This is a genomic window from Streptomyces sp. NPDC053367, assembly GCF_044545925.1.
In the GTDB taxonomy this organism is placed as follows: Bacteria; Actinomycetota; Actinomycetes; order Streptomycetales; family Streptomycetaceae; genus Streptomyces.
Genome location: NZ_JBITYN010000001.1, coordinates 1,031,913 through 1,048,059 on the forward strand (window position 1 = coordinate 1,031,913; position 16,147 = coordinate 1,048,059).

The window sequence follows — 16,147 nt, forward strand, 5'->3', positions numbered from 1 at the left end:
CAGCGGGCCTCGTCCCGCACGGCTCCCGTCCCCGTGCCGCCCCGTCCAGGGCGACCCCTATCCGGGCCGCCCCCACTATGTACTCAGTACATGTACTGAGTACATAATGATCGCCATGAGTACCCGCCACATCCTGCTGGGGCTGCTCGCCACGGGTCCGAGCCACGGCTACGACCTCAAGCGACGGCACGACGAACGCTTCCCGCAGGCCCGTCCGCTGGCCTACGGGCAGGTGTACACGACCTTGCAGCGGCTGGTCCGGGACGGACTGGCCGAGGTCGACGGCACCGACTCCGACGGCGGCCCGGAACGCACGCTGTACCGGACCACCGAGGCCGGGGCGCGCGAACTGGCGCGCTGGGCGGCCGAGGTGACCCCGCCGGCGCCGTTCGTCGCGAACGAGATCTTCGCGAAGGTCGTCGTGGCGATCCTCGCGGCCGGCGATCCGGAGGCGTATCTGCGCGACCAGCGCGCTGCGCACATGGCCCGCATGCGCGAGCTGACGGCGGTCAAGACCGCACCCGGGGCGGATCTGTCGACGGTCCTGTCGGCCGACTACGCCCTGACCCATCTCGACGCCGATCTGCGCTGGATGACGACCACCGGCGCCCGGCTCGCTTCCCTCACCGCGGAGGTGGACACCGTATGACGACCGACACGACCCCGCTCCTCACGGCGCGCGGCCTGGTCAAGACCCACGGCCCGACACAGGCGCTGCGCGGCGCCGGCGTCGAGCTGGCGGCCGGCGAGATCCTCGCGGTCACCGGGCCGAGCGGCAGCGGCAAGTCGACGCTGCTGCACTGTCTGGCGGGGATCGTCCGTCCGGACGAGGGCGAGGTGAGGTACGGCGGTGAGCGCCTGGACCGGCTGCCGGAGGCACGGCTGAGCGAGCTGCGGCGCACGGAGTTCGGGGTGGTGTTCCAGTTCGGGCAGCTGATACCGGAGCTGACGGCGCTGGACAACGTGGCGCTGCCGCTGCTGCTGGCCGGGCGGGGCCGTACGGCGGCGCGGGCGGTGGCGGCGGAGTGGCTGGAGCGGTTCGGGGTGCGCGGGCAGGGCGAGCTGCGGCCCGGTGAGATGAGCGGCGGCCAGGCCCAGCGGGTGGCGCTGGCACGGGCGTTGGTGACCGGGCCGAGGGTGGTGTTCGCCGACGAGCCGACCGGCGCGCTGGACTCGCTGGCCGGGGAGCAGGTGATGACCGCCCTGGCGCACACGGCCCGCGAGTCGGGCGTCTCCGTGCTGCTGATCACGCATGACGCGCGGGTGGCGGCGTACGCCGACCGCGAGGTGAGCCTGCGCGACGGCACGGTGCCGGCCGAGGGCGCGGACACCGAGGCGGTGGCCCGTTGAGGGGCCGGGTGATCGACGCGCTGCGGCCGGCCCGCGCGCTGAAGGGGCTGCGGGCCGATCTGCGGCTGGCGCGGCTGCTGGTGTCCGGTTCGGACCGGCACGAATGGTGGCGGATCGCGCTGACGGCGTTCGGGGCGCTGCTCGCGACCGGGTTCGCGCTGGCGGCGGCGGTGCTGGCGGCGATGGAGGGCCAGTACGCGGTGTCGGTGGGCCATGGCCTGCTCGACCGGCCGGGGGAGCGTTCGGGCGTGATCGTGGCGCTGCTTCTGCTGCTGGTCCCGGTGTTCGGGTTCCTCGGCCAGTGCGCGCGCATCGGTGCCGTGCACCGGGACCGGCGGCTGGCGGGGCTGCGTCTGGCGGGGGCGACGCCCTGGCAGGTGCGGCGGATCGCGGCGGCCGAGACGGGGCTGGCCTGCGCGGTGGGCTCGGCCGTGGTGACGGTCTTCTCGGTGCTGTTCCTGCTGCGGGAGTGGACCCTGGCGCCCGCCCTGGCCTGGGCGGGGATCGCGGTGGTGGCGTGTGCGGTGCCGTTGGTGGGCGCTCTGGTGAGCGTGCTGGCGCTGCGGCGGGTGGTGGCCTCGCCGCTGGGCGAGGTGCGCCGGGTGCGGCGGCAGGCCCGGCCGGGGCTGCTGTTCCTGCTGGCGGCCTCGGTGCTGGTGGCGGTGGCGGTGGTCGCGCTCGCCCGGCTCGCGCGCGGGCCCCGGCCCGGCCCGGAGGGCCCGCTGACGGTCCTCGCCGGGGTGGTCGTCGTCGGAGTGGGCGCGGTGTGGCTGGCGGGGGCCACGTCGAGGCTGGTCGGGCGGCGGCTGGCGGCCGGCACCGACAGTCCGGCCGTGCTGATCGCGGCCGAGCGGCTGCGCGACGACCCGTGGGCGGCGTCCCGCGTCCATGCGGCGGTGCTGCTGGTGACGGTCGTCGGCACCGGCTTCGCGGGCGTACGGCACACGCTGGTGGAGGTGCTGGAGTCGGACAAGCACCTCGCGGAGGACGTGTCCTTCTACACCACCGGCCTGGACCTGACGGGCGCCGCGATCGGCGTGGCCCTGCTGATCGTGCTGGGCGCGCTCGCCGTGGGCACCGCCGAGTCGCTGGCCACCCGGCGCCGGGGCCTGGCCGCGCAGACCGCCGCTGGGGTGCCGCAGCGGGTGCTGGCCCGGGCCCTGCTGCTGGAGACCGCGCTGCCGCTGGCACCCGCGGTGCTGCTGGCGGGGCTCGGCGGGATGGCCATCGGCACCGGGTACGCCTCGCTCACCGACGACGGCGCCGCGTCGGTGCCGTGGGAGGGCCTGCTGGTGCCGGCCGCGGTCTACGCCATGGCGCTGCTGGCCACGGCGACCTCCCTGCCGCTGCTGCGGCGGACGCTGAGGCCGGGGGAGCTGCGGTACGTCTGAGGGGTCGAGGCCCTGACAGGGGCGGCGCTTAGGGAAGCGCGGGAGAACCGCGCGACCAGCCCACGACGGCACGCAGCCCGGACGACGGCAGACGAAAGGACGGCGCGTCCCGGGGGACGGCGCGACCGGGGGGAGACGGCGCGACCGGGGGGAGACGGCGGGACCGGGATGGACGGCGACCGGGGGGAGACGGCGACCGGGGGGGGACGGCGGGACCGGGGTGGTCGGGGGTCTCCCCGGTCCTCCGCCGGCCCCTCCGGGAGCCCTCCGGGAGCCCTCCGGACGCCCCTCCGGGAACACGAAGGCCCGGATCGAAGGTCAGGCGGAGATGCCGTCGATCCGGGCCAGGGCGTCGTCCGCGCCGTACGGCTGCAAGTAGGGCAGCCAGCGCGGATCCCTATGGCCGGTGCCGATGATGCGCCAGGCCAGCCCGGTGGGCGGAGCGGGTTTGTGGCGCAGCCGCCAGCCGATCTCGCCGAGGTGGCGGTCGGCCTTCACGTGGTTGCAGCGGCGGCAGGACGCCACCACGTTGTCCCAGACGTGCTTGCCCCCGCGACTGCGCGGGATGACGTGGTCGACGCTGGTTGCGACACCACCGCAGTACATGCACCGGCCCCCGTCGCGTGCGAACAGCGCACGGCGGGTCAGAGGAACGGGCCCCCGATAGGGAACCCGCACGAATCGCTTGAGCCGGACCACGCTGGGTGCGGGGACGGTGACGGTTGCGCTGTGCAGGAAGGCGCCGGACTCCTCGAGGCATACGGCCTTGTTCTCGAGGACGAGGACGAGCGCGCGGCGGAGCGGTACGACGCCGAGGGGCTCGTACGACGCGTTGAGGACCAGGACATGCGGCACGGATGCCTCCTTGTACGCCGGCGGCGCGTGGCTCGCGCCGGGACGATCTGCAGTCAGTCTCCCCTCATGCCTGGTGAACGCGCCACCATGTCCCGGTAACGGGCTGGGAGTGTTTTCGACCACATCTGATTCCTCCCCCGGATCACGAAGGGTTCATCCCTCCTGTTCATCCCCGGGTCTGTGCTCTTTCTCCCTCGAACACCGCAACGATCCGCACACGATGCCCCGATAGTGTGGTGGACCTGCCCTCCGGTGACCTTTTCGTGACCTTGAACGACTTGACCATCTGCCGGGGGGCGGACCGTTGCACCTGGAGGTACCCGACGTGTCGTCCCTGCCCGTCCTGCTCGCCGCCGCGAGCCCGAGTCCGTCCCCGTCGGGGACGGCTCCCTCGGTCCCGACCATCCAGGACGCCCAGGAGAGTGCGAGCCAGGCCGCGAGCTGGGTCGAGGAGAACTGGTCGACCTGGCTCGCGATCGGGCTGCGCGTACTGCTGATCGTCGTGATCGCGGCGGTGCTGCGGGTGGCGGTGCGGCGGGCGATCACCAAGCTGATCGACCGGATGAACCGCACCGCGCAGGCGGTGGACGGCACGGCGATCGGCGGCCTGCTGGTCAACGTGGAGCGGCGCCGGCAGCGCTCGCAGGCGATCGGCTCGGTGCTGCGCTCGGTGGCGAGCTTCGTGATCCTCGGCACGGCCGCGCTGATGATCCTGGGCACCTTCGAGATCGACCTGGCCCCGCTGCTCGCCTCGGCGGGTGTGGCGGGCGTCGCGATCGGTTTCGGCGCGCGCAACCTCGTCACCGACTTCCTGTCCGGGGTGTTCATGATCCTGGAGGACCAGTACGGCGTCGGCGACCAGATCGACGCGGGCGTGGCCTCCGGCGAGGTCATCGAGGTGGGCCTGCGGGTCACCAAGCTGCGCGGCGACAACGGCGAGATCTGGTACGTCCGCAACGGCGAGGTGAAGCGGGTCGGCAACCTCTCCCAGGGCTGGGCCACGGCCGGCGTCGATGTCACGGTCCGCCCGACGGAGGACCTGGAGCGGGTGAAGAAGCTGCTCGGCGAGGTCGGGGAGAAGCTCGGCAAGGAAGAGCCCTGGAACGAGCTCCTGTGGAGCCCGGTCGAGGTGCTGGGCCTGGACAGCGTCCTGCTGGACTCGATGGTCGTCCGTGTCTCGGCGAAGACGATGCCCGGCAAGTCCCTGAAGATCGAGCGCGAGCTGCGCTGGCGCATCAAGCAGGCCTTCGACGCGGAGGGCATCCGCATCATCGGCGGCCTGCCCGCCCAGCCCGAGCCGGAGAGGGACGCCGACCCCACGGCGGGTATGGCCGCCCCGTCGGCCTTCGCCAACTCCTCCTCCCCGCAGGCGTCGGCGGCCTCCCCGCTGACACCGCCGAGCACGACGAAGTAGCCACCGGCGCAGACGGAGAGGCGGCGCCCCGGACGGTCGGGCGCCGCCTCTTCGCCTTCCCTGTCTTTTCCTGTCTGTCTGCCTTCCTGACTGCCCTCCTGTCTGCCCTCCTGACTGCCCTCCTGACTGCCTTCCTGACTGCCTTGCTGACTGACTTCCTGTCCGTCGACAGCCCCTATTGACGCCCCCTCCCCGCCCGGCATACGGTCCTGCCACTGATAGGAAACCTTCCTAACAGTGATCTCCACGAGCGTGGCACAGCGTGAGAAGCTTGGCCCCCGAGAGGCAGGTGTCGACATGGCAGGAACGGCCGGTACGCCGGGTACCCCCCGCGTGCTGCGTGCCATGAACGACCGGGCGGCCCTGGACCTGCTGCTGGAGCACGGGCCGCTGAGCCGGACGAGGATCGGCAAGCTGACCGGGCTGTCGAAGCCGACCGCCTCGCAGCTGCTGGCGCGGCTCGAGGCGGCCGGCCTGGTCCGGGTGACCGGCACCAGCGAGGGACGCCCCGGGCCGAGCGCCCAGCTCTACGCCGTCGACCCCGCGGCCGCGTACGCCGCCGGGCTCGACGTCACCCCGCACCGCATCCGCGCCGCCGTCGCCGACATCACCGGCGCGACCGTCGGGGAGTTCGAGCTGGCCACGCCGGGCCGTCGCCCCGCGCAGCCCGTGGTGCAGCAGGTCACCGCCGCGCTCGACGGCGCGGTGAAGGCCGCGGGCCTCACCCGGGACGACGTCCACCGGCTCGTCATCGGCACGCCCGGCGCCTTCGACCCCTCCACCGGCCGGCTGCGCTACGCCTCCCACCTGCCCGGCTGGCACTCCCCCGCACTGCTCGGCGAACTCGCCGCCGCGCTGCCGATGCCGGTCGAGTACGAGAACGACGTCAACCTCGCCGCCCTGGCCGAGCAGCGGCTCGGCGCGGCACGGGGGCACGGCGACTTCGTGCTGCTGTGGAACGAGGAGGGCCTCGGCGCCGCCCTGGTCCTCGGCGGCCGGCTGCACCGCGGCTGGACCGGCGGCGCCGGCGAGGTCGGCTTCCTGCCGGTGCCGGGCGCGCCGCTGGTGCGCCAGGTGACCCGCGCCAACAGCGGCGGCTACCAGGAGCTGGCCGGCTCCCAGGCGGTGCCGCGGCTGGCCCAAGAACTCGGCATCGAGGACATCCCCTCCGGCCCGTACGCCGAGGTCGCCGCCGCCCTCGTCGCGCGGGCGGCCGATCATGCGAGCGGCCCCCACCGCCGCCTCCTGGAGACCTACGCGACCCGGCTGGCCACCGGTCTCGCCTCGCTGGTCTCCGTCCTCGACCCCGAACTCGTCGTCCTCGGCGGCGCCTGCCTGACCGCGGGCGGTGAGGTGCTGCGCGGCCTGGTCCAGGCGGAGCTGGCCGAGCTGGCCGCGGCCCGGCCCCGTCTCGTCGTGGGCGATGTGACCGAACAGCCCGTGCTGCGCGGCGCGCTGGAGAGCGCGCTCGCGACCACGCGCGACGAGGTCTTCGACACCTCGCGCTGAGCCCTCCCCCAGCACTCGCCCCTTCCGGAGTCCCTCACCCGTCCCCCTGGGAGCTCTGCCATGCCCGGAACATCCAGAAGAGTCACGCTCGCGCTCGCCGCCTCCACGTCGCTCGCGCTGCTCACCACCGCCTGTACGGGCTCCTCGGACGCGGGCGCCTCCGACGACCCCTCGCAGGAGACCACCCTCACCTTCTGGCACGGCTGGAGCGCGCCCTCGGAGGTCGCGGCGGTCGAGGACCTGGTCGCGGGATTCGAGAAGAAGCACCCGAACATCCACGTCACGGTCGTCGGCAACATGACGGACGACAAGATCAACCAGGCACTGCGGGCGGGCGGTTCCAAGGCCCCGGACGTGATCTCCTCCTTCACGACCAACAGCGTCGGCAAGTTCTGCTCCTCCGGCGCGCTGGTCGACCTGAACCCCTTCTTCGAGAAGGCGGGCGTCGACCCGGCGAAGACGTTCCCGAAGGCGATGAACGAGTACACCCAGTTCGACGGCAACCGCTGCGCGGCCCCGCTGCTGGGCGACGCCTACGGCCTCTACTACAACAAGACGGCGTTCGAGAAGGCGGGCATCGACGCACCGCCGAAGACGTGGTCCGAGTTCGCCGCGACCGCGAAGAAGCTGACCGTTCCCGCCGGCAACACGTACAGGCAGCTCGGCTTCATGCCGAACTACCACGGCTGGGAGACCACCGCCGAGCACTACCTCGGGCAGTTCTCCCCCACCTACTTCACCCCCGACGGCAAGTCCGACCTGGCCAGGGACCCCGCCTTCGAGGCCGGGTTCAGGCTGCAGAAGAAGCTCGTCGACGACCTGGGCGGGTTCCGGAAGCTGGAGACCTACCGGGCCGGTCTCGGTGACGAGTGGGGACCCAGGCACCCCTTCCACACCGGCCAGGTCGCCATGCAGCTCGACGGCGAGTGGCGGCTCGGCATGGCGACGGACGCGAAGCCCGGCTTCGAGATCGGGGTCGCCCCGCTGCCCGTCCCCGACGACCGGGCGGACCAGTACGGCAAGGGCTACATCACCGGCACCATCGCCGGCATCGCGGCCACCAGCCGCAAGCAGAACGCCGCCTGGGAGCTGGTGAAGTACATGACCACCGACACCGACGCGGTGGTGGGCTTCTCCAACGCCATCCACAACGTGCCCTCCACACTGGACGCCCTGAAGTCCCCGAAGCTCACGTACGACCCGCGCTTCAAGACCTTCCTGGACATCGCCGCGAACCCGCACTCCACCACCGCGCCCGCCTCCGTCGACGGCGGTGTGTACCTGGTGACGATCCAGCAGCTCGGCTACGACTACGAGAGCGGCAAGGTCACCGACCTGAAGGCCGGCCTGGAGAAGGCCGCCCGGCAGATCGACACGGACATCGCGCAGGCCCGGTAGCGATGAGCACCTACACCTTGGGGGCCAAGCGCCGCCGGGCCGCGCTGCGTACCGCCGCCTTCATGTCGCCCTGGATCATCGGGTTCTGCGTGTTCTTCGCGTATCCGATGATCTCGACCCTGTACTTCTCCTTCATGCACTACGACGGCTTCCGGCCGCCGACCTGGAGCGGGACGAAGAACTGGGTCTACGTCTTGCAGCACTACCCGCTGTTCTGGCCCGCCCTGCGCAACACCCTGTGGCTGGTCGTGGTGATGGTGACGCTGCGGGTCGCCTTCGGGCTGGGCGTCGGCCTGCTGATCACGAAGGTCAAGACGGGCACGGGTGTCTTCCGCACCCTGTTCTACCTGCCCTGTCTCGCCCCGCCGGTCGCCGCGACGATGGCCTTCGCCTTCCTGCTCAACCCGGGCACGGGCCCGGTGAACGCCCTGCTGGAGAGCGCCGGCATCCCGGCGCCCGGCTGGTTCGGCGACCCCGGCTGGTCCAAGCCCGCCCTCACCCTGCTCGCCCTGTGGGGCGTCGGCGACCTGATGGTGATCTTCATGGCCGCGCTGCTCGACGTACCGAAGGAGCAGTACGAGGCGGCCGAGCTGGACGGGGCGTCGGCGTGGCAGCGGTTCCGGTTCGTGACCCTGCCGAACATCTCCCCCGTCGTGATGTTCGCCGTGGTCACCGGCGTGATCCAGACCATGCAGTACTACACGCAGCCGCTGGTCGCCGGGAAGGTCGCCTCCGGTGTCATCCAGGGCTCGGGCACCCAGTTCGAGCCCGGCTTCCCCGACAAGTCCACCCTCACCCTCCCCCAGCTCGTGTACAACCTCGGTTTCCAGCGCTTCGACTACGGCTCGGCGTGCGTGGTGGCGCTGGTGCTGTTCGCGCTGTCGACGGCGTGCACCGCGCTGCTGATGCGCCGCCGGGGCGGTCTGATCCAGGCTGGTGACCGATGAGCCGGTCCCTGCTGAGGTGGATCGCCGTGCACTCCCTGGGAGTCGCGGCCGCCCTGTTCTTCGTCCTGCCCTTCGTCTTCGTCCTCCTGACCTCGCTGATGAGCGACAGCCAGGCGCTCAGCCGCGACCTGATCCCGGACACCTGGGAGTGGGACAACTACCGGAAGGTCTTCGACACCCCCGGCTTCCTGACCTGGTGGCGCAACACCCTGCTCTACGCCGGACTCGGCACCGTCCTCACGGTCGTGTCGTCGCTGCCGGTCGCCTACGCGCTCGCCAAGTTCCGCTTCCGGGGCCGGAATCTGTCGCTGATGCTGGTCATCTCGATGATGATGCTGCCCCCGCAGGTCGTCGTGATCCCGATGTACCTGTTCTGGGCGAAGCAGCTGGACCTGTCCGGCACGCTGTGGCCGCTGCTGATCCCGATGGCGTTCGGCGACGCGTTCTCGGTGTTCCTGCTGCGGCAGTTCCTGCTGACCGTCCCGGACGAGTACCTGGACGCCGCCCGCGTCGACGGCTGCGGTGAACTGCGCGCCCTGCTGCGGGTGGTGCTGCCGATGGCCAGACCGGGCATCGCGGCCGTGGCCCTCTTCCAGTTCTTCTACGCCTGGAACGACTACTTCGGCCCACAGATCTACGCCTCCGAGAACCCCGGCGCCTGGACGCTGTCCTACGGCCTGGAGTCCTTCAAGGGCGCGCACCACACCGACTGGAACCTGACCATGGCCGCCACCGTTCTGGTCATGGCCCCCGTGATCCTCGTGTTCTTCTTCGCGCAGAAGGCGTTCGTCGAGGGTGTCACGCTCACCGGAGTGAAGGGTTGACACGTGAAACTCACCGTGGTCGGCGGCGGTTCGACCTACACGCCCGAACTGATCGACGGCTTCGCCCGGCTGCGCGACACCCTGCCGGTCGAGGAGCTGGTGCTGGTCGACCCGGCGGCCGAGCGCCTGGAGCTGGTCGGGGGCCTGGCCCGGCGGATCTTCGCCCGGCAGGGTCACCCGGGCCGGATCGTCACCACCTGCGACCTCGACGCGGGCGTGGACGGCGCCGACGCCGTGCTGCTCCAGCTGCGCGTGGGCGGACAGGCGGCCCGGCAGCAGGACGAGACCTGGCCGCTGGAGTGCGGATGCGTCGGACAGGAGACCACGGGCGCGGGCGGGCTCGCCAAGGCCCTGCGGACCGTGCCGGTCGTCCTGGACATCGCCGAACGAGTCCGCCGCACCAACCCCGGCGCCTGGATCATCGACTTCACCAACCCGGTCGGCATCGTCACCCGCGCCCTGCTCCGGGCCGGCCACAAGGCGGTCGGCCTGTGCAACGTGGCGATCGGGCTGCAACGCAAGTTCGCCGCCCTGCTGGAGACCGAGCCGGCCGACGTCCACCTGGACCACGTCGGCCTCAACCACCTCACCTGGGAGACCGCGGTGCGCCTCGGCGGCCCCGAGGGCGAGGACGTCCTGCCCGGGCTGCTCGCCGACCACGGCGAGGCCATCGCAGCCGACCTGCACCTGCCGCGCCCACTGCTGGACCGGCTCGGGACCGTCCCGTCGTACTACCTGCGCTACTACTACGCGCACGACGAGGTCGTACGGGAACTGCGCACGCGGCCCTCGCGGGCGGAGGAGGTCGCGGCCATGGAGAGGGAGTTGCTCGAGTTGTACGGCGATCCGACGCTGGACGAGAAGCCGGAGCTGCTCGCCAGGCGGGGCGGGGCCTTCTACTCGGAGGCGGCCGTCGACCTGGCCGCCGCGCTGCTGGGCGGGGGCGGCAGCCCGTACCAGGTGGTCAACACGCTGAACCGGGGCACGCTGCCGTTCCTGCCCGACGACGCGGTGATCGAGGTGCAGGCGGCCGTCGGCGCGCAGGGTCCCGCCCCGCTGCCGGTCGCCCCGGTGGACCCGCTGTACGCGGGCCTGATGGCGAACGTGACGGCCTACGAGGACCTGGCGCTCCAGGCGGCCCTGCGGGGCGGTCGCGAGCGGGTGTTCCGCGCGCTGCTGGCGCACCCGCTGGTCGGGCAGTACGAGTACGCCGAGGCGCTCACCGACCGGCTGATCGCGCACAACCGGGAGCACCTGGCGTGGGCGTGAGAGCGGCCGTGCTCGCCGTGGACGCGGGCAACAGCAAGACCGACGTCGCCGTCGTGACGGCGGACGGGGAGGTGCTGGCCACCGCGCGCGGGGGCGGGTTCAGGCCGCCCGCGGTGGGAGTGCGGGCGGCGGTGGACGGTGTCGCCGAGACGGTGGGGCGGGCCTTCGCGCAGGCCGGGGTGACGGGCGTGGACCATGTGGCCGCGTGCCTGGCCAACGCCGACTTCCCCGTCGAGGAGCGGGAGTTGGCGGACGCGCTGCACGCGCGCGGGTGGGGCGGAACCGTCGACGTGCGCAACGACACGTTCGCGATCCTGCGCGCCGGGGTCGCCGAGCCGCGCGGGGTGGCGGTGGTGTGCGGGGCAGGCATCAACTGCGTCGGCATGCGCCCCGACGGCCGTACGGCCCGCTTCCCCGCGGTCGGGCGGATCTCCGGCGACTGGGGCGGCGGCTGGGGCATGGCCGAGGAGGCGCTGTTCCACGCCGCGCGCGCGGAGGACGGCCGTGGGGGGCCGACCGAGCTGGCGCGCACGCTGCCCGCGCACTTCGGCCTCGACTCCATGTACGCGCTCATCGAGGCGCTGCACCTGGAGCACATCGAGCAGGCCCGGCGCCATGAGCTGGCCCCGGTGCTGTTCGCGACCGCCGCCGAGGGCGACCCGGTCGCCCGCTCGCTGGTGGACCGGCTCGCCGACGAGGTCGTCGCCATGGCCACCGTCGCCCTGACCCGGCTGGACCTGCTGGCGGAGGAGACCCCCGTCGTCCTCGGCGGCAGCATCCTCGCGGCCCGGCACGCGCTCCTGGACGACGGCATCCGCGCCCGGCTCGCCGACCGCGCCCCCAAGGCGGTCCCGCACGTCGTCACCGCCCGGCCCGTGCTGGGCGCGGCCCTGCTGGGCCTGGACCGGGCCGGGGCGGGCGCCGAGGCGCAGGGGAGGGCGCGCGCGCACTTCGCCTGAGCGCCCCGGGTACGCCCCGCGCGCACCGCGTACGGCGTCCTCCTCCCAGCGGGGCCCGAGGGAACCGAACCGGTTCCCGGGGCGTATTCATGGGCAGGCGGTGCTGTCGAGACCGCCTGCCGCAGCGCCGTCGCATCACCGGGCCGACGCTGGGGGCGCCTTCCGCGATACGGCGGCCGGTGCCGCGGGATCGCCTCCCGGGGTGCCGTGCGGCCGGTGCGCAGGGACGGCTCCCGCAGTGCCGGCCGGGTTCCGGGGGACGCGATCCGCGGCACCGCCGCCGGTGCCGTGGGCCGCCGCCTCGCTGCGATCCGATCAAGATCCAGACAAGGCCGGTGCGAATGTCGGTCCCGGCAGCGATACTTGCGGCGACGGATGACCATGGGGGAGGTCAGCAGTGACACACCCGCCGAAGAGCAGCGCGGCGCCACCCGCGCCACCCGCGCCGGCCGGCCTGTCCGGCGTGCCCGCGCAGCCCGGGCCGGGCGGGCGCCCCGGCGTGCCCGTGAGCCCGGACACCGCCGCCGCCCCGCGCCGGACCGCCTTCGCCGAGGGCGTGGACCGGCTGCGCGCGTCGGCGACGACCGAGCCGGGCCGGCTGCGGATCATCGGCGCGGTCCTCGCCGCCCTGGTCGTCGCGTTCGGCGCCGTCACCGCCTGGCAGACCTCGGACCGGGCCGCGGCCGCCGACGCGGTGCTGCACGAGAGCCAGCCGCTCAGCTCCGCCGCGGCCGACGTCTACCGCTCCCTCGCCGACGCCAACACCGCCGCCTCCAGCGGCTTCCTGGCCGGCGGCCAGGAGACCGAGGCGTCCCGCGAGCGCTACGAGAAGGACATCCGCGGCGCCGCCGAGGGCCTGGTCGAGGCCGCGGAGAACTCCGAACCGGACTCCCCCGCGTCCGACACCATCGCCGAACTGAACCGGCTGCTGCCCGAGTACAAGGGCCTGATCGAGCGCGCCCGCGCCAACAACCGCCTCGGCTACCCGCTGGGCGGGGCGTATCTGCGGTACGCGAACGACAAGATGCAGACCGAGATGCTCCCGGCGGCGGAGAAGCTGTACGTCTCGCAGAACGAGAGGCTGCGCGCCGACTACGCGGACGCCACCCCCTACCCGTGGATCGCGATGGGCACCGGCGTGCTCGCGCTCGGCGCGCTCGGCTGGGCGCAGCACCGCAACTACCGGCGCACCAACCGGGTCCTGAACCACGGGCTGGTCGCGGGCACGGCCGCCACCACGGTGGTGCTGCTGTGGCTGGTGATCGGGCACAGCGTGGCCCGCGCGGGCCTGAACGACTCCTACGACCACGGCGTGCGCTCGCTGAACGTCCTCAACGACGCCCGGATCGCGTCCCTGAAGGCCCGCGGCAACGAGAACCTGACGCTGGTCAACCGCGGCGCGGAGACCGTCGAGGTGAAGCCGGGCGAGTTCCAGGACAAGTTCGACGTGGCCTTCAAGGACTCGATGAAGGACCTCGCCGCCGGCCTCGCCGCGGCCGAGGGCCTCGCCGACGACACGGCCGGGGCCGAGCCGGTGAAGGCGGCGGGCGGCAGCATGAAGGAGTGGCAGACCCGGCACCAGGACGCCCGGGACGCCGACGACGCGGGCGACTACCAGACCGCACGGGACAAGGTCATCGGTGACGCGGCAGACAAGCCGACCGGCGAGTGCTTCGACGCCGTCGACCACAATCTGGACGTGGCCCTCAAGCACGAGCTGGCCCAGTTCCGGCAGGCGGCCGGCGGCGGCCGCGACGCCATGACCGGCCTGACCGTCGGCGCCGCCGCCCTCGCGGTGCTGGGCGCGGCGGGCGCGCTGATCGGCATCGGCCGCAGGCTGTCGGAGTACCGGTGAGAGGGGGCGTGACGATGCGAGCACGACAGTTGCGGACCGGCCTGAGGGGCTGGGGCGGCGTGGGTGCGATGGCGGTCGTGTGCGCCCTCGCGGCGGTGCTCGCGCTGCTGCTGCCGCTGACCCAGCCGCGCGGCGACGGCAGCACCGGCGTCGGCGGCCCCGGCCTCGCCGACGGCACCCAGGTCAGGGCAGACGACTGCAAGGCCCCCCAGGACCAGAGCCTCGCCCCGTCCGCCGCCGAGGGCGCCTCGGTGGCGGCGATCAGGAAGCGCGGCTATCTGCGCGTCGGCGTCGACCAGAACAGCTACCGCTGGGGCTACCGCAACCCCAACAGCGCGGACGAGGACGTGCAGTTGGAGGGCTTCGACATCGACCTGGCCCGGCGCATAGCCACCGACCTCCTCGGCTCTCCCGACAAGATCCGCTTCATGGCGATCCCCACCAACCAGCGCGTCCCGGCGATCCGCAGCGGCCGTGTCGACCTGGTGGTGCGCACCATGACCATCACCTGCGCGCGCCTTGAGCAGGTCGCGTTCTCCGCGCCGTACTTCCTCACCGGCCAGCAGGTGCTCGCCCCGGTCAGCTCCGGGATCGACGGTTACGACGCCACCCTCGCCGGCAAGCGGATCTGCTCGGCGGCCGGTTCGACGGCGTACGACAAGCTGGCCGAGGACAAGAAGACCGGGAAGCTGGACGCGTCCGCGGACATCTCCACCACCGTCCCCAACCAGCTCGACTGCCTGGTGCGGCTCCAACTCGGGCAGGTGGACGCGGTGGTCACCGACAGCGCGCTCGCCGCGAGCCAGGCCGCGCAGGACCCGACGGTGGAGCTCAAGGGCAGGCGGTTCACGACCGAGTACTACGGCGTGGCGATGAACCAGAAGGCGACCGACCTGGTCCGCCGGGTCAACCGGATACTGGAGCAGTACCGCACCGACCCGGACGGCTGGCGGGCCTCCTACGACCACTGGCTGCGGCCGACGCTGGGCGCGGACTCCGAGTCGGCGACCGCGCCCGTACCGACGTACAGGTAGGCGTCACCGGGCAGGCCGGCGGACCACGGAACACGACAGCGACGAGAGGTGATCGATGGGCGCGGGACCCACCGGGCCGGTACTGGACCGGGACGAGGTGGACCGTGCGCTGGCGCGGCTCGGCGCGGAGCACGAGGCGATCGAGACCTCGCTCCTCGCCCTGCAGGACCACGCGGGCCGCAGACTCCTCGAAGGCGCGCAGCTCACCGGCGTCACCAAGGAGCGGTGGGACGCCACCGAGGCGGCGATCACCCTGCTGTGGTCGTACTTCGACGCCTACACGGCCGCGCTGCGCTCCGCGCGGGAGATCCGCGCCCGGCGCCGCTGGTCCAGCCGTGAGGACCTGGCGGAGCTGACCGAGCTGCTGCACGGCACGTCGGTCACCGTCCCCGGCTCGGGCTCGGGCCGGCTCAGCGAGAGCTTCTCACTGGCCGGTCTCGTCGACCGGATGAACGAGCTGTATGCCGGCTCGCTGGACATGGTCGTCGCCGCGGACGCGGTGTGGTCGGCGCTGCCCGCCCGGATAGACCTCCTCGCGGCGGAACTCCAGCGCACCCGGCAGCTCGCGCACTCCGTCGGCGTACGCCCCGGCGAGCATCCGGCGGGCGACGACCTGGAGCGCATCACCCGCACCCTCGCGCAGCTGCGCGAGGAGGTGGTGTCCGACCCGCTGGCCTACTGGGTTCCGGCGGAGGGCAGTTCGGCGCCGGGCGGCGGCCGCCCTGACACCACCGTCTACGACCGTGAGGCGCGCGCCCTGGAGGAGGTGCGCCGGGAGATCGACGCCGTGCTCACCGTGCGCCAGGACGCCGAGCAGCGGCTGATCCGGCTGCGGGACGTCCTCTCGCGCGCGGACCGCACCCTGGCGGAGGCGCGCACCGCGCGCGGCGAGGTCCTCGCGAAGATTGCCGCCACCGAGGTCCCGGTGGTCAGCGGCCCGCCGACCGTGCTCCAGGAGCAGCTCGCCACGGCCGCCGAGTACCGCAGGACGGCGCAGTGGCACCGCCTGTCGCCGCTGCTGGAGTCGCTGGAGCAGAAGGCGGAGGACGAACTGATGCGCGCCCGCGAGTCGTTGACGGCGGTGACCGCGCCGCTGGCGGTACGGGCGGAGCTGCGCGGCCGGCTCGACGCGTACAAGGCGAAGGTCGCCCGGCACGGTCTGGCGGAGGATCCGCTGCTGGTCGAGCGGTACGACGCCGCCCGGCGCATGCTGTGGAGCGCGCCGTGCGACCTGCGAGTCGCCGAACAGGCCGTGCTGCGCTACCAGCAGGCGGCCGCCGAACTGCTGGGCGGCGGCCCGCGCGTGCCCGAGCAGAGCGGGCCCGAGGACCGCAGAGGCTAG

At 72.9% G+C, this 16,147-nt stretch carries 14 protein-coding genes; 13 read left to right on the forward strand and 1 reads right to left on the reverse strand.

Going from position 1 to position 16,147, the window contains the following annotated elements; genetic code table 11:
• Positions 1-115 precede the first annotated feature (115 nt).
• Genes ACIGXJ_RS04745 through ACIGXJ_RS04755 form a run of 3 tightly spaced genes read left to right on the forward strand, consistent with a single transcriptional unit; the run spans position 116 to position 2,741 of the window.
• The gene (locus ACIGXJ_RS04745; protein ID WP_399641599.1) at positions 116-649 is read left to right on the forward strand and encodes a PadR family transcriptional regulator; all 534 of its coding nucleotides are present in this window, start codon (positions 116-118) and stop codon (positions 647-649) included.
• The gene (locus ACIGXJ_RS04750) at positions 646-1,350 is read left to right on the forward strand and encodes an ABC transporter ATP-binding protein (RefSeq protein ID WP_399641601.1); all 705 of its coding nucleotides are present in this window, start codon (positions 646-648) and stop codon (positions 1,348-1,350) included. Before ACIGXJ_RS04745 ends, ACIGXJ_RS04750 begins: the two co-directional genes overlap by 4 nt.
• An 8-nt stretch (positions 1,351-1,358) precedes the next feature.
• Positions 1,359-2,741: an ABC transporter permease gene (locus ACIGXJ_RS04755; protein ID WP_399641602.1), complete on the forward strand. Its 1,383-nt coding sequence runs from the start codon at positions 1,359-1,361 to the stop codon at positions 2,739-2,741.
• 318 nt (positions 2,742-3,059) lie between these two features.
• On the opposite strand, the gene ACIGXJ_RS04760 is transcribed toward ACIGXJ_RS04755, so the two are convergent.
• Positions 3,060-3,596, reverse strand: a complete 537-nt coding sequence (locus tag ACIGXJ_RS04760) for an HNH endonuclease (protein WP_360213324.1) — start codon at positions 3,594-3,596, stop codon at positions 3,060-3,062.
• Positions 3,597-3,921: 325 nt separating this feature from the next.
• On the opposite strand from ACIGXJ_RS04760, the gene ACIGXJ_RS04765 reads away from it, so the two are divergent.
• From ACIGXJ_RS04765 to ACIGXJ_RS04810, 10 genes are all read left to right on the forward strand, one after another.
• Positions 3,922-5,010 (forward strand): mechanosensitive ion channel family protein, encoded by a 1,089-nt coding sequence (locus tag ACIGXJ_RS04765; RefSeq protein WP_399641605.1) that lies wholly within the window; start codon positions 3,922-3,924, stop codon positions 5,008-5,010.
• 297 nt (positions 5,011-5,307) lie between these two features.
• Positions 5,308-6,519, forward strand: a complete 1,212-nt coding sequence (locus ACIGXJ_RS04770; RefSeq protein WP_399641606.1) for an ROK family protein — start codon at positions 5,308-5,310, stop codon at positions 6,517-6,519.
• 60 nt (positions 6,520-6,579) lie between these two features.
• Positions 6,580-7,917, forward strand: coding sequence for an ABC transporter substrate-binding protein (locus ACIGXJ_RS04775; RefSeq protein ID WP_399641608.1), 1,338 nt, complete (start codon positions 6,580-6,582; stop codon positions 7,915-7,917).
• Positions 7,918-7,919: 2 nt separating this feature from the next.
• A complete protein-coding gene (locus ACIGXJ_RS04780; RefSeq protein ID WP_399641610.1) occupies positions 7,920-8,864 on the forward strand; it encodes a carbohydrate ABC transporter permease in 945 nt (314 codons plus the stop codon).
• Entirely contained in the window at positions 8,861-9,688 is an 828-nt protein-coding gene (locus ACIGXJ_RS04785; protein WP_399641612.1) for a carbohydrate ABC transporter permease, read from the forward strand. The genes ACIGXJ_RS04780 and ACIGXJ_RS04785 overlap by 4 nt, the downstream gene beginning before the upstream one ends.
• A 3-nt stretch (positions 9,689-9,691) precedes the next feature.
• Complete coding sequence (locus tag ACIGXJ_RS04790) at positions 9,692-10,957, forward strand: 6-phospho-beta-glucosidase (protein WP_399641613.1); 1,266 nt, start codon at positions 9,692-9,694, stop codon at positions 10,955-10,957.
• Entirely contained in the window at positions 10,948-11,916 is a 969-nt protein-coding gene (locus tag ACIGXJ_RS04795) for an N-acetylglucosamine kinase (protein ID WP_399641614.1), read from the forward strand. Before ACIGXJ_RS04790 ends, ACIGXJ_RS04795 begins: the two co-directional genes overlap by 10 nt.
• A gap of 397 nt (positions 11,917-12,313) precedes the next feature.
• Positions 12,314-13,771, forward strand: coding sequence for a hypothetical protein (locus ACIGXJ_RS04800; protein WP_399641615.1), 1,458 nt, complete (start codon positions 12,314-12,316; stop codon positions 13,769-13,771).
• A 14-nt stretch (positions 13,772-13,785) separates the two neighbouring features.
• Positions 13,786-14,805, forward strand: coding sequence for a glutamate ABC transporter substrate-binding protein (locus ACIGXJ_RS04805; protein ID WP_399641617.1), 1,020 nt, complete (start codon positions 13,786-13,788; stop codon positions 14,803-14,805).
• Between the two features lie 55 nt (positions 14,806-14,860).
• Positions 14,861-16,147, forward strand: a complete 1,287-nt coding sequence (locus ACIGXJ_RS04810; protein ID WP_399641619.1) for a hypothetical protein — start codon at positions 14,861-14,863, stop codon at positions 16,145-16,147.

Coding starts and splice junctions, on each gene's coding strand:
- ACIGXJ_RS04745 (WP_399641599.1), top strand. CDS start 116: ATGAGTACCCGCCACATCCTGCTGGGGCTGCTCGCCACGGGTCCGAGC.
- ACIGXJ_RS04750 (WP_399641601.1), top strand. CDS start 646: ATGACGACCGACACGACCCCGCTCCTCACGGCGCGCGGCCTGGTCAAG.
- ACIGXJ_RS04770 (WP_399641606.1), top strand. CDS start 5,308: ATGGCAGGAACGGCCGGTACGCCGGGTACCCCCCGCGTGCTGCGTGCC.
- ACIGXJ_RS04775 (WP_399641608.1), top strand. CDS start 6,580: ATGCCCGGAACATCCAGAAGAGTCACGCTCGCGCTCGCCGCCTCCACG.
- ACIGXJ_RS04780 (WP_399641610.1), top strand. CDS start 7,920: ATGAGCACCTACACCTTGGGGGCCAAGCGCCGCCGGGCCGCGCTGCGT.
- ACIGXJ_RS04785 (WP_399641612.1), top strand. CDS start 8,861: ATGAGCCGGTCCCTGCTGAGGTGGATCGCCGTGCACTCCCTGGGAGTC.
- ACIGXJ_RS04805 (WP_399641617.1), top strand. CDS start 13,786: ATGCGAGCACGACAGTTGCGGACCGGCCTGAGGGGCTGGGGCGGCGTG.
- ACIGXJ_RS04810 (WP_399641619.1), top strand. CDS start 14,861: ATGGGCGCGGGACCCACCGGGCCGGTACTGGACCGGGACGAGGTGGAC.